13 protein-coding genes are annotated in these 12,401 nt (G+C 69.2%); 11 read left to right on the top strand and 2 right to left on the bottom strand.

Annotated elements, in window-relative coordinates; translation table 11 throughout:
- Positions 1–58 precede the first annotated feature (58 nt).
- The 6 genes from rapZ to tpiA all read left to right on the top strand — a co-directional run bounded on the left by rapZ (position 59) and on the right by tpiA (position 6,212).
- Entirely contained in the window at positions 59–1,012 is a 954-nt protein-coding gene (gene rapZ / locus NOCYR_RS17335) for an RNase adapter RapZ (protein WP_014351700.1), read from the top strand.
- Entirely contained in the window at positions 1,009–2,055 is a 1,047-nt protein-coding gene (locus NOCYR_RS17330) for a gluconeogenesis factor YvcK family protein (protein WP_014351699.1), read from the top strand. The genes rapZ and NOCYR_RS17330 overlap by 4 nt, the downstream gene beginning before the upstream one ends.
- Complete coding sequence (gene whiA, locus NOCYR_RS17325) at positions 2,046–3,029, top strand: DNA-binding protein WhiA (RefSeq protein ID WP_048833473.1); 984 nt, start codon at positions 2,046–2,048, stop codon at positions 3,027–3,029. Before NOCYR_RS17330 ends, whiA begins: the two co-directional genes overlap by 10 nt.
- Positions 3,030–3,184: 155 nt before the next feature.
- Positions 3,185–4,201 (top strand): type I glyceraldehyde-3-phosphate dehydrogenase, encoded by a 1,017-nt coding sequence (gene gap / locus NOCYR_RS17320; RefSeq protein ID WP_014351697.1) that lies wholly within the window; start codon positions 3,185–3,187, stop codon positions 4,199–4,201.
- A 5-nt stretch (positions 4,202–4,206) separates the two neighbouring features.
- Entirely contained in the window at positions 4,207–5,427 is a 1,221-nt protein-coding gene (locus NOCYR_RS17315) for a phosphoglycerate kinase (protein ID WP_014351696.1), read from the top strand.
- A complete protein-coding gene (gene tpiA, locus NOCYR_RS17310; protein WP_014351695.1) occupies positions 5,427–6,212 on the top strand; it encodes a triose-phosphate isomerase in 786 nt (261 codons plus the stop codon). The genes NOCYR_RS17315 and tpiA overlap by 1 nt, the downstream gene beginning before the upstream one ends.
- Before the next feature lie 230 nt (positions 6,213–6,442).
- Here tpiA and NOCYR_RS17305 read toward each other — a convergent pair whose 3' ends face one another.
- Entirely contained in the window at positions 6,443–7,240 is a 798-nt protein-coding gene (locus tag NOCYR_RS17305; RefSeq protein WP_014351694.1) for an META domain-containing protein, read from the bottom strand.
- A gap of 407 nt (positions 7,241–7,647) precedes the next feature.
- Between NOCYR_RS17305 and NOCYR_RS17300 the strand changes: the two genes are divergently transcribed.
- The 4 genes from NOCYR_RS17300 (at position 7,648) to secG (ending at position 10,348) form a co-directional block, all read left to right on the top strand.
- On the top strand, positions 7,648–8,241 hold the full coding sequence (locus NOCYR_RS17300; RefSeq protein WP_014351693.1) for a DUF3841 domain-containing protein: 594 nt from the start codon (positions 7,648–7,650) through the stop codon (positions 8,239–8,241).
- Positions 8,242–8,302: 61 nt separating this feature from the next.
- Positions 8,303–8,455 (top strand): hypothetical protein, encoded by a 153-nt coding sequence (locus tag NOCYR_RS29760; protein ID WP_156090825.1) that lies wholly within the window; start codon positions 8,303–8,305, stop codon positions 8,453–8,455.
- Between the two features lie 5 nt (positions 8,456–8,460).
- A complete protein-coding gene (locus NOCYR_RS17295; RefSeq protein ID WP_014351692.1) occupies positions 8,461–10,059 on the top strand; it encodes an MFS transporter in 1,599 nt (532 codons plus the stop codon).
- A 55-nt stretch (positions 10,060–10,114) separates the two neighbouring features.
- A complete protein-coding gene (gene secG / locus NOCYR_RS17290) occupies positions 10,115–10,348 on the top strand; it encodes a preprotein translocase subunit SecG (RefSeq protein ID WP_014351691.1) in 234 nt (77 codons plus the stop codon).
- A gap of 6 nt (positions 10,349–10,354) precedes the next feature.
- On the opposite strand, the gene NOCYR_RS17285 is transcribed toward secG, so the two are convergent.
- A complete protein-coding gene (locus tag NOCYR_RS17285; protein WP_231855948.1) occupies positions 10,355–11,500 on the bottom strand; it encodes a YbfB/YjiJ family MFS transporter in 1,146 nt (381 codons plus the stop codon).
- 70 nt (positions 11,501–11,570) lie between these two features.
- On the opposite strand from NOCYR_RS17285, the gene NOCYR_RS17280 reads away from it, so the two are divergent.
- On the top strand, positions 11,571–12,398 hold the full coding sequence (locus NOCYR_RS17280) for a LysR family transcriptional regulator (RefSeq protein ID WP_014351689.1): 828 nt from the start codon (positions 11,571–11,573) through the stop codon (positions 12,396–12,398).
- Positions 12,399–12,401: the final 3 nt, after the last annotated feature.

Here is a 12,401-nt window from a genome sequence, read left to right as displayed (position 1 = left end):
GATACCGAACCGGGTGCGAGATGATCGAGAGGCACCCAGACAACAGATCCGGTGGTACATGACACGCGTCGAATCGAACAGCAGCGGCCATGCCCCCGGGTCCGCCGCAGCGCGCGGCGGACCCGCCGGTGCGCAGGTAGAGGTCGTTCTGGTGACCGGTTTGTCCGGAGCGGGTCGCGGCACCGCGGCCAAGGTGCTCGAGGATCTCGGCTGGTACGTCACCGATAATCTGCCGCCCGAACTGATCGGGCGCATGGTCGAGCTGGGCGCCACCGCCGATCCGCCGATCCGGCGATTGGCGCTGGTCATGGACGTGCGCAGCCGATTCTTCACCGGCGATCTGTCGGTGGTCACCGAGCAGCTGCGCGAGCGCGGGGTGAAGACCAGGGTGTTGTTCCTGGAAGCCTCCGACGATGTGCTGATCCGCCGGTTCGGGTTCGCCCGGCGCCGTCATCCGTTGCAGAGCGAGAGCGCCGACGGCACGCTGTCGGCGGGTATCGCGGCCGAGCGGATCCGGCTGTCGGGGGTCAAGGCCGCCGCCGATGCCGTCATCGACACCACCGAGCTGTCCATTCATCAGCTGCACCGCAAGCTCGAGGAGGTCTACGGCGGCGGCGCCTCGGCCGCCTTGCAGCTGACGGTGCAGTCGTTCGGTTTCAAGTACGGGGTTCCGCTGGACGCCGACATGGTGTTGGATGTGCGTTTTCTGCCCAATCCACACTGGATACCGGAACTGCGGGAACATTCTGGACAGGAGTCGGTGGTCAGCGAGTACGTGCTGTCGCGTCCGGGTGCGGACGACTATCTGCGTACCTGCCATCACCTGCTCGACCTGGTCACGAATGGTTACCGCCAAGAGGGGAAGCGATACATGACGGTGGCAGTGGGGTGCACCGGCGGCAGGCACCGCAGCGTGGCGATCGCCGAGGCGCTGGGTGAATCGTTGCGCACCGACTCCGACGGGGTCGTCGACGTGGTGCGCGTGGTCCATCGGGATCTGGGGCGCGAATGACGGGCTGGGACGCCAATCCCGCCATCGTCGCACTCGGTGGCGGGCACGGTTTGTACGCGACGCTGACCGCGGTGCGGCGGCTGACCACTCGGATCAGCGCGGTGGTGACCGTCGCCGACGACGGCGGCTCCTCCGGCCGGCTACGGTCCGAGCTGGGCGTACCGCCCCCGGGTGATCTGCGCATGGCGCTGGCGGCGCTGGCCGCCGACGCCGACGGGGTGTGGACGCGCACGGTGCAGCACCGCTTCGGCGGCACCGGCGCGCTGGCCGGGCATTCGGTCGGCAACCTGATCCTGGCCGGGCTGACCGAGGTGCTCGGCGATCCGGTGGCGGCATTGGACCAGGTCGCGGCGCTGCTCGGGGTGACCGGCCGGGTGCTGCCGATGTCGCCGATCGCCCTCGATATCGAGGCCGACGTGTCCGGTCTGGAAGCCGACCCGCGGGTGAGCCGGTGCATCCGGGGCCAGGTCGCGGTCGCGACGACGCCCGGCAAGGTGCGCCGGGTGCGCCTGATTCCCTCCGATCCACCCGCGAGCCCGGAAGCCACCTCGGCGGTCGAACACGCCGACGTGGTGGTCCTCGGCCCGGGCTCCTGGTTCACCAGTGTCATCCCGCATGTGCTGGTCCCCGAGCTGCGCGACGCGCTGGTCTACACCAGGGCGCGCAAGGTGCTGGTGCTGAATCTGGCCGCCGAGCCGGGGGAGACGGCTGGATTCTCCGCCGAACGCCATCTGCATGTATTGTCCCAGCACGCACCGGATTTCGCGGTCGACGATGTGCTGGTCGATTCCGGCTGCGTGCCCGAGGGCAGAGAGCGCGAACATGTGGCAAGAGCGGCCGAACAGTTGCGAGCGCGGGTAGTCTTTTCCGATGTCGCCGACGCGGGAACGGACCGGCACCATCCCGGAAAGCTTGCCGCCGCACTGGATCGTTTGATCCGGGAACCTCGGCCGACCATGTCAGGGCTTCGAGTCGAGGGACGGCACATGGGTCAGGATGTGCGGTCCGGGTTGGGTGGAAAGGAGCGCGTCTCGTGGCGATGACAGCCGAAGTGAAGGACGAGCTGAGCAGGCTCGCGGTAACCCAGGTGAGTTCGCGCAAGGCGGAACTGTCCGCCCTGCTGCGCTTCGCCGGTGGGCTGCACATCGTCGGCGGACGGGTGATCGTCGAGGCCGAGGTGGATATGGGTTCCATCGCCCGCCGGCTCCGGCGCGAAATCTTCGAGCTCTACGGCTACGGCTCCGACGTGCACGTGCTCGGCGCCGGTGGCCTGCGCAAGACCTCGCGCTATGTGGTGCGGGTATCGAAGGAAGGTGAGGCGCTGGCCCGCCAGACCGGCCTGCTCGACGTGCGCGGCCGTCCGGTGCGCGGGTTGCCGGCCCAGGTGGTCGGCGGCAGTGTCGGTGACGCCGAAGCCGCTTGGCGTGGTGCGTTTCTCGCGCACGGCTCGCTCACCGAGCCCGGCCGTTCCTCCGCCCTCGAGGTCAGCTGCCCCGGTCCGGAGGCGGCGCTGGCGCTGGTGGGTGCGGCGCGGCGGCTCGGCATCTCGGCCAAGGCCCGCGAGGTGCGCGGCACCGATCGGGTGGTGGTGCGCGACGGCGAGGCCATCGGCGCGCTGCTCACTCGCATGGGCGCCCAGGACACCCGCCTGACCTGGGAAGAGCGCCGCATGCGCCGGGAGGTGCGGGCCACCGCCAACCGGCTGGCCAACTTCGACGACGCCAACCTGCGTCGTTCGGCCCGCGCCGCGGTCGCCGCCGCGGCCCGGGTGGAGCGAGCGCTGGAGATCCTCGGCGACGAGGTGCCCGATCATCTGGCCGCGGCCGGCAAGCTGCGGGTGCAGCACCGGCAGGCCTCGCTCGAGGAACTGGGCCAGCTCGCCGATCCGCCGATGACGAAAGACGCTGTGGCCGGGCGCATCCGGCGGCTGCTGTCGATGGCCGACCGGCGCGCCAAGGAACTGGGCGTGCCCGATACCGAGTCGGCGGTCACCGCCGAATTGCTCGACGAAGCCTGAGTGCGCGGGCCGGTCCGACCGGCCCGTGACCGGGCTGCTTGCCGCCGCACCTCGCCCCTTCGGCAATCGTGAGGTGCATGACCGCGAGGTTACGGCCGGGCACTACTGTAGGTAGAGACGGAAATGAATCCGCTGAAAAGCTGAGGAGCGATAACGTGACTGTCCGGGTAGGCATCAACGGCTTCGGTCGTATCGGCCGTAACTTCTTCAGGGCGGTCGAGGCGCAGAAGGCGCTCGGCACCACCGACATCGAGATCGTCGCGGTCAACGACCTCACCGACATCAACACCCTGGCCACGCTGTTGAAGTACGACTCGATCCTGGGCCGGCTGCCCCAGGACGTGTCCGTCGACGGCGACACCATCGTGGTCGGCGACCAGCGGATCAAGGCGCTCGCCATCAAGGAGGGCCCGTCGGCCCTGCCCTGGGGCGATCTGGGTGTCGACATCGTCGTCGAGTCCACCGGCATCTTCACCGACGCCGCCAAGGCCAAGGGTCACCTGGCCGCGGGCGCCAAGAAGGTCATCATCTCCGCGCCGGCCTCCGGCGAGGACATCACCATCGTGATGGGCGTCAACGACGACAAGTACGACGGCAGCCAGAACATCATCTCCAACGCCTCGTGCACCACCAACTGCCTGGGCCCGCTGGCCAAGGTCCTCAACGACGAATTCGGCATCGTCCAGGGCCTGATGACCACCATCCACGCCTACACCCAGGACCAGAACCTCCAGGACGCCCCGCACAAGGATCTGCGTCGCGCCCGCGCCGCCGCCCTCAACATCGTGCCCACCGGCACCGGCGCCGCCAAGGCCATCGGCCTGGTGCTGCCCGAGCTCCAGGGCAAGCTCGACGGCTACGCGCTGCGCGTTCCGGTGCCGACCGGCTCGGTCACCGACCTGACCGCCACCCTGGCCAAGCCCGCCTCGATCGACGAGATCAACGCCGCGTTCAAGGCCGCCGCCGAGGGCCCGCTCAAGGGCATCCTGAAGTACAACGTGGACCCGATCGTGTCCAGCGACATCGTCACCGATCCGCATTCGTCGATCTACGACGCGCCGCTGACCAAGGTCATCGACAACCAGGTGAAGGTCGTGTCGTGGTACGACAACGAGTGGGGCTACTCCAACCGCCTCGCTGACCTCATCGACGTCGTCGGCAAGTCCCTCTGACGCACATGGCAGTCAAGACACTCGCAGATCTGCTGGCCGAGGGTGTGGAAGGCCGGGGCGTGCTGGTGCGCTCCGACCTCAACGTCCCCCTCGACGACAACGGCACCATCACCGACCCGGGTCGCATCCTGGCGTCGGTGCCCACCCTGAAGGCGCTGGTCGAGGCGGGCGCCAAGGTGGTCGTCACCGCGCATCTGGGCCGTCCCAAGGGTGAGCCGGACCCCAAGCTGTCGCTCGCGCCGGTCGCCGCGCGGCTGGCCGAGGAGCTGGGCCGCAATGTGCAGCTCGCCGGTGATGTGGTCGGCCAGGACGCGCTCGCGCGTTCGGAGGGCCTCACCGACGGTGACGTGCTCATGCTCGAGAACATCCGCTTCGATCCGCGCGAGACCAGCAAGGACGACGCGCAGCGGGCCAAGCTGGCCGCCGCGCTGGTCGAGCTGGTCGGTGAGGACGGCGCGTTCGTCTCCGACGGCTTCGGTGTGGTGCACCGCAAGCAGGCGTCGGTCTACGACGTGGCCAAGCAGCTGCCGCATTACGCGGGCACGCTGGTCGCTGCCGAGGTCGATGTGCTGGCCAAACTCACCGAGAACCCGGAACGCCCGTACGCGGTCGTGCTCGGTGGGTCGAAGGTTTCGGACAAGCTCGCGGTGATCGAGGCACTGGCCCCCAAGGTCGACACCCTCGTCATCGGTGGCGGCATGTGCTTCACTTTCCTTGCCGCCCAGGGCCTTTCGGTCGGTTCCTCGCTGTTGCAGGAGGAGATGATCGACACCTGCAAGCAGCTGCTGGAGCGGTTCGCCGACGTCATCCACCTGCCGCGCGACATCGTGGCGGCCGACAAGTTCGCCGCCGACGCCGACTCGAAGGTCGTTCCGGCCAACGAGATCCCGGACGGCTGGATGGGCCTGGACATCGGCCCCGAGTCGGTGGACCGGTTCGCCGCGCTGCTGACCGAGGCGAAGACGGTGTTCTGGAACGGCCCGATGGGCGTGTTCGAGTTCGACAACTTCGCCGCAGGCACCCGGGGCGTCGCCGAGGCGATCGTGACCGCGACCGGTAAGGGCGCGTTCACCGTCGTCGGTGGCGGTGACTCGGCCGCGGCGGTGCGCACGCTCGGCCTGCCCGAGGACGGTTTCTCGCACATCTCGACCGGTGGCGGTGCGTCGCTGGAATACCTCGAGGGCAAGGAACTTCCCGGCATCAGCGTGCTGGAGGAGGACGCGTAATGGCTCGTAAGCCGCTCATCGCGGGCAACTGGAAGATGAACCTCAACCACCTCGAGGCCATCGCCCTGGTGCAGAAGATCGCGTTCGCCCTGCCGGACAAGTATTTCGACAAGGTCGACGTCACCGTCATCCCGCCGTTCACCGATATCCGCAGCGTGCAGACCCTGATCGAGGGCGACAAGCTGCGCATCACCTTCGGCGCCCAGGATGTGTCCGTGCACGACGAAGGCGCCTACACCGGTGAGATCAGCGCGTCCATGCTGGCCAAGCTCGGGTGCAGCTTCGTGGTGGTCGGGCATTCGGAACGTCGCCAGTACCACAACGAGGACGACGCGATCGTGCTCGCCAAGGCCAAGCAGGCGCTGAAGCACGGGATCACCCCGATCGTGTGCATCGGTGAGGGTCTTAATGTCCGCGAGGCGAAGACCCACGTCGAGTACAACCTCGAGCAGCTGCGTGGTTCGCTCAAAGGCCTGACGGCCGAGGAGATCTCGAAGATCGTCATCGCCTACGAGCCGGTGTGGGCCATCGGCACCGGCAAGGTCGCCACTCCCGCCGACGCGCAGGAGGTGTGCGGCGCCATCCGCGGCGAGCTCGCCGAACTGGCCTCGCCCGAGGTGGCGGCGTCGGTGCGGGTGCTCTACGGCGGTTCGGTCAATGCCAAGAACGTCGGCGAACTGGTCTCCCAGACCGATATCGACGGCGCTCTGGTCGGCGGTGCGTCGCTCAAGGGTGACGAGTTCGCCACCCTGTCGGCGATCGCCGCGGGCGGCCCGCTGCCCTGATCGGCGTCCATACGCACTGAGGCCCACCGGACATGGATTCCGGTGGGCCTCAGTCGTTTCGGGTGCCGAGATGCCGCAGGTGCCGAGACGCCGTGGAGTCGAGACGCAACAGGGCCGAGTCATCACGCGGCCGAGACGCAACGCCCGGAGCAGGCCGATAGCCATCGCTGCGAACGCGCTCGGCGCATTCCGAGGAGATCTGGGCCGGCGACCCGTGGCGGGCCTCGCTGTTACTGCGCGCGCAGCGTCAGGCCATGGCCGTTGGGGTTGCGCAGGGTGAGGACGTCGGCGTCGACGGTGGCTTGAGCGGTGCCGTCGAGCGCGGCGAGGACTGCCTGCTCGACCTCCATGGTCTCGGGGTCGCACATCATTTTGGTGGTCGCCACCCGGAAGGCGATATCGGCGGCTTCGGCGGTGTCGGTGATGGTGGCCGAGCCGGTCATGCGGTTGCAGCCGGCGAAACCGGTGAGGGTGCCGTCCTCGGCGATGGTGAACGCCGGGCGCAGTTCATCGATCTTCTGCGAGTGGATCTGGGCGTCGGGGGTGAGCAGGGCGGTGACCACCCAGGGCGTGCCGCGCAGCGGGCGGTCGGGGAGCAGGACTTCCTTGTCCATCATGACCACCGTGGTGTTGTTGCCCTCGAGCGTGAGCCGGGCGTCGTCGAGCCGCCAGCTGGGCGAGGCATTGAGCAGGTCGCTGAGCCATTCGTCGGCGCCCATCTTCTCGCCAGGGCAGGCCATCAGCGTGCTGGCCAGGCCCGATACCTTGACGGTATTGCCGTCGAGTTCGACCGCGCCGCTGTGGGTATTGCAGCCGGCGGAGGCGGAGACCCGCCCTTCGGCGAAGGTGAGCGTCAGCGGACCTCCGCCGGGAATCGGGGCGCCCTCGACCTCGGTGGAGATGTAGGTATGGCCCATCGGCGTCGGCGCGGGCCCCGTCGGCTCGGCGTCGTCGTCGTTCGCGCAGGCCGTGGCGGCCGCGAGGGTGAGCAGCAACGCCGCTCCGAACCGGATCAGGTGTGCCGACATGTCGCGATCCTACCGGCGGGTTATCCGCTGGTTCGGGCGCGGGACGTCGGGCCGGGACAAGTGCCATGTTCGCCCACCTTCGAGCGACAACTTCGCGAGTTGTCGCTCGAAGGTGGTCGAAACACACTTCCGTCCGGTGCCGCACGTGGCCGGCGTCCGCGCCGTATCGCTGATCATCGGCTTCCCGCTCGCCGGGCCATCCCACGCCCGACGCCTTGCATTGATGTCCCGTCCTGACTCGCGGACCGATTGTGCCGAAGGTCGGCCTGTCGCGCGACCACCGAAAACCTCGTGACGCCTGCGGTTCTCGGCCGTACGGTGTATCCGTTGTGATGTAGGGCGAGGGGGAGGGAGCAAGCGATGTTGGATTCGGGTGTCACTGTTGCGATAGAGCGGGTCGATCGCTGATGCGATTGTGGACCTTGCAGGCGGCGGAAGTCGTCGACGCCGTGCGCGACAACGGCATCTTCCGGGCGCAGTGGCAGTACGCGATCGTGAACTGGCGGCCTGCCTACCGTGCGATGGTGGCCGAGATGGAGCGCCGGGGCATTGCTTGCCATGGTGCGGCACCGGTGTGGTGCTGGCCCGGCCGTGCTCTGCGTCCTCGCGCGACGCGTCACACCGCCAACAGCCTGCTCGGCCTCGACCAATGGGCGCGCGGGGTGCACTTGATCAAGCTCGATGTCCCCGCGGCACTCACCATGTCCACCTCCTACGCCCGGTGGAACGACTATCTCGGTGTGACGATGGAGCTGCTGCGCAACGCCGGCCGCAACGACGGCCCCGCCTTCCCACCCGACCAAGCGCCGATGGACTGGAGCTCCACCCTCGACAACGAGTGGGACAACCTCCAGATCGTGATCCCCGAACTGCGCCGCGAATGGATCGTCCGCAGCCGCTACTACCCGCCGGACGCCGAAACCGCCGCGCGTATCGCCGCCGACCCCGACCTGAACCCATCGCTGGCTGTGAGGACGTCACCGCTGTCGTCGGCATCCTGAACCTGCCCAGTGGCCTGCGCACTATCCGGTACCGCGCCGGAGACGACCTCGGACCGCGATAGTGAAGTACGCGAGCGCCCAGGTCACCGCTCGACACCTGCTCAACCACGCGATGCCCGGACAGCGCCGTGGCCCCGGCGAGCCGGTGATGAAGCCGGTGCACGGGCGGTATCTGCTCGCTCGCCGGGAACAAGGCCTGCCCCGACTAGGCTGACCGGAGTGACCACCCCGGTAACGACACCGCCCTCCACCTGGGCGCCGCTGCGGATTCGGGTGTATCGGGCGCTGTGGATCGCGCAGCTGGTGTCGAATCTGGGCACCTGGATGCAGACGGTCGGTGCGCAGTGGATCCTGGTCGATCAGCCGAATGCGGCGGCGCTGGTGGCGTTCGTGCAGACGGCGACCACGCTGCCGGTGATGCTGTTGTCGATCCCGTCGGGCGTCATCGCGGATCTGGTGGATCGGCGCAGGCTGCTGCTCGGCGCGCAGACCACGATGGCCGTGCTCGCCGCCACCCTCGCGGTGTCGACCGCGACCGGCCACACCACGCCGCCGGTCCTGCTGACGCTGCTGTTCCTGCTCGGTTGCGGGCAGGCGCTCACCGGCCCGGCCTGGCAGGCGATCCAGCCGGAGCTGGTGCCGCGCGAGCAGATTCCCTCGGCCGCCGCGCTCGGCAGCATGAGCATGAATATCGGGCGCGCGGTCGGGCCCGCGATCGCGGGTGTGCTGGTGTCGCTGTCGGGGCCGACGCTGGTGTTCACTCTCAACGCGCTGTCGTTCGGCGCCATCGTCGCCGCGCTGATCGCCTGGCGGCGGCCATCCAAGGAACGCTCGCTGCCCAGCGAACGGCCACTGGCCGCCTTGCAGGCCGGGACCCGGTTCATCCGGGCGGCGCCGGCGATCCGGCGGGTGCTGTTGCGTTCGATCCTGTTCATCGCGCCCGCGAGTGCGCTGTGGGCATTGCTGCCGGTGGTCGCGGCCGACGGCTTGGGTCTCGGTTCGTCCGGGTACGGCCTGATGCTCGGCGCCCTCGGCGTCGGCGCCGTCCTCGGTGCGTTGGCGTTGGCGCGGGTGCGGGCGGCGCTCACCCCGACCAGGCAGTTGGCGATCGCGGCCGTGCTGTTCGGGGCGGCGACGGTCGGCACCGCCCTGCTGTCCACGCTGGTTCCGGTGCTGCTGCTTCTGGTGTGCGCCGGGTTCGCCTGGTTGCTGGCGCTGTCGACGATGAACGCCACCATGCAGCTGCTGCTTCCGGGCTGGGTGCGGGCGCGCGGGCTGTCGGTGTACATGCTGGTGTTCATGGGCGGGCAGGCCATCGGTTCGCTGGTGTGGGGTCTGGTCGCCGGCGCGTCCAGCGTGGTCACGGCCCTGCTGACGGCGGCGGTACTGCTCGGCTGCTGCGCGGTGAGCACACTGTGGTGGCCCATCCGCCACGACGCCGACGCCCTCGACCTCACCCCGTCGGCGTTCTGGCCCGAGCCACAGCTGGTGGAGGAACCCGATCCGGCCGACGGCCCGGTGATGGTGCTGCGCCGCTACGACGTGCCGCCCGAAGACGTGCCGGAGTTCCTGGCCGCGATGGTGTACGTCGGCCGGTCCCGTCAGCGCACCGGCGCCATGGAATGGCGGCTCTACCGCGACGTGGGCGTGGTGGACCGGTATGTCGAGGCGTTCGTGGTGCGCTCCTGGTCGGAGCATATGCAGCAGCATCAGGTGCGGCTCACGGCGCAGGACCAGCTGCGTGAGAGCGCGGTGGCGCGATACTCCGCCGACGATCCGGGCACCGTCACCCACCTGGTCGCGGTGACGCCGCGATAGCCGGCGCAACCGGGCTGATTCGGCGCCCGACGGCCGAGCACATAGACTGTCGGCCATGCGGATGTTCCTGGATATCCTCCTGATCATCACCAGCGTGCTGCTGGTGCTGCTGGTGCTACTGCACCGCGCCAAGGGTGGAGGTCTGTCCAGCCTGTTCGGCGGCGGTGTGCAGTCCAGCCTGTCCGGCTCGACCGTCGTGGAGAAGAACCTCGACCGCGTCACCATCTTCACCGGCCTCATCTGGTTGATCGCCATCCTCGGCATCGGCCTGGAGATCAAGTTCGCCTGATCGGGCTCATGGCGTCGCGATCGCCCGCGTGACACCCATCGCGCACACCACACCTGTCGCGAGCACCACCGCCGCGACCGCGAACGCCGCCCCGTACCCGCTGCCCAGCAGCGGCGCCACCACCAGCGGACCCAGTAACTGGCCGGCGCCATACACCGCCGTCAATGAGGCGGCCGCCGACGCACCACGCAACCGGCCGCCCACCTCCATCGCCAGCAGCGTGATCCCCATGAACGTCGCGCCGAACAATGCCGCCGCCACCACGACCTGCCAGGTCCCGGCCGAGACCGCGAGCAACACCGCCGACAGCATCTGCGCGAACAATGCCACCGGCAGCACCGCGGCCGCCGACCAGCGCCGCGCCAGCGCACCCCACACCACCGTTGCCGGCGCGGCCGCCACCCCGACGACCACCCAGCTCGCCGGGGCGAGCGCCGCATCACCGGACCCGCCGACCGCCGCCACCAGGAACGTCCCGATGATGATGTAGCCCAGTCCCTCCAGGAAGTACGCGGCCAGCAGCAGCCGCCACGGTCCACCGGACCGATGCGCTCGCCCGCTCGAAGCCACCGTCTCCGGAATCGGCAACCGCAACGCCGGCGCCACCAACACCGCGGTCAGAACCGCGGCACCGACCCACATGCCCAGCCACGACACCACCGAACCCGCCGCCAGCACCAGTGCTCCGGTCAGCGCGATCCCGAGGCCGACTCCGGCGAAGGCGATCCCCGCACCATACCTGCCGCCCACCGCCGCCATGGCACGCGCGCATCCAACGAAGATCACCGCGCTCGCCACACCCGCCACCAGCCGCGACCCTGCGGCCACCGAGCTGGAAATCGGCAGCGCCATCAGCGCTTCGCTCAGCACCAAGGCTATGGCGGAAAGGCGAAAGACAGCGGGCCCGTTGAGCTTCGGCACCCGGGCGAGCGCCACCGCGCCGAGCAGATACCCCGCGTAGTTGGCGGCCGCGACGATCGCACCGGAATGCGCGTCGAGGCGGTGCGCGTCGATCAGCACCGGCAGCAGCGGGGTGTAAGCGAAACGGCCCACGCCCATCGCGGCCGCCAAACCGGCACAGGCGGCCAAGGCGTGCACCAGCGGGCGTTCGGGCGCATGAGCGCGCGGGGCGGTCACAGGTGTAGCGGTCACGGAATCCGACGCTAGGTCCCGCGCGTAGCGCTGTGAAATGCTTCCTGTGCACGATGTATACGCTGGACGCATGGATGTCGAGCTGCGTCACCTGCGGGCCTTCGTCGCGCTGTGCGAGGAAGCCAACTACACCCGCGCCGCCGCCCGCCTGCATCTGAGCCAGCCCGCCCTGACCCGGACCATCCAGCAACTCGAGCGGATGCTCGAATGCCGGCTGATCGAACGCAGCTCGCGGCACTTCGCCCTCACCGACGAGAGCCGTGAACTGCTGGACCGCGGCCGGGGCATCCTCGCCGACGTCGACGCGGTCTGCGCCGACCTGGGCAGCTGCGCCGCCGTCGAACTCGGTTTCTCCTGGTTGCTGCCCGACGAATGGTTCGCCGAAACCCGCACCCGCTTCGAGCAGCTCGGCGGACGCATCGCCCTGCGCCGCATCGACGACCCACTCACCGCGCTCACCGACCGCACCATCGATATCGCCCTCTACCGCACCGACAACGGCCTGCCCCGGCACCTGCGCTCACGTCCGATCGCCACCGAACGCCGAGTGCTCGCCGTCGCGGCCGCCTCGCCACTGGCCACTGCCACCGGTCTGCGCTGGGCCGACCTGGCCCAGGAACCGCTGGTGGTCAACACCATCTCCGGGACCACCACCGCCGAGTCCTGGGACCCACCCGACCCCGGCCGCCCGGTCATCACCTGCACCAATTTCGACGAGTGGATCGAGCTCGTTGCTGCCGATCGAGGGATCGGGGTCGTGCCCGAACTCGCCCGGGTGCGCGCGCCGCATCCGGGGGTGGTGTATCGCGATCTGCCGGATGCGCCGCCGTCACGGGTGCGTCTGGCGTGGCGGGCGGAACCGTCGCGGGCGGTGCGGCGGTTTCTCGAGGTCGCCTGAGGG

It is taken from the genome of Nocardia cyriacigeorgica GUH-2 (assembly GCF_000284035.1).
GTDB lineage: Bacteria > Actinomycetota > Actinomycetes > Mycobacteriales > Mycobacteriaceae > Nocardia > Nocardia cyriacigeorgica_B.
The sequence above is the reverse complement of the archived record's forward strand: the minus strand, read 5'-3'. Positions and strand labels throughout refer to the sequence as shown.

Bases quoted from the DNA above. Each gene is read 5' to 3' on its own strand.
- secG (WP_014351691.1), top strand. From the start codon at position 10,115: ATGCGGATGTTCCTGGATATCCTCCTGATCATCACCAGCGTGCTGCTG.
- NOCYR_RS17330 (WP_014351699.1), top strand. From the start codon at position 1,009: ATGACGGGCTGGGACGCCAATCCCGCCATCGTCGCACTCGGTGGCGGG.
- NOCYR_RS17300 (WP_014351693.1), top strand. From the start codon at position 7,648: ATGCGATTGTGGACCTTGCAGGCGGCGGAAGTCGTCGACGCCGTGCGC.
- rapZ (WP_014351700.1), top strand. From the start codon at position 59: ATGACACGCGTCGAATCGAACAGCAGCGGCCATGCCCCCGGGTCCGCC.
- NOCYR_RS17305 (WP_014351694.1), bottom strand. From the start codon at position 7,240: ATGTCGGCACACCTGATCCGGTTCGGAGCGGCGTTGCTGCTCACCCTC.
- tpiA (WP_014351695.1), top strand. From the start codon at position 5,427: ATGGCTCGTAAGCCGCTCATCGCGGGCAACTGGAAGATGAACCTCAAC.
- NOCYR_RS17280 (WP_014351689.1), top strand. From the start codon at position 11,571: ATGGATGTCGAGCTGCGTCACCTGCGGGCCTTCGTCGCGCTGTGCGAG.
- NOCYR_RS17315 (WP_014351696.1), top strand. From the start codon at position 4,207: ATGGCAGTCAAGACACTCGCAGATCTGCTGGCCGAGGGTGTGGAAGGC.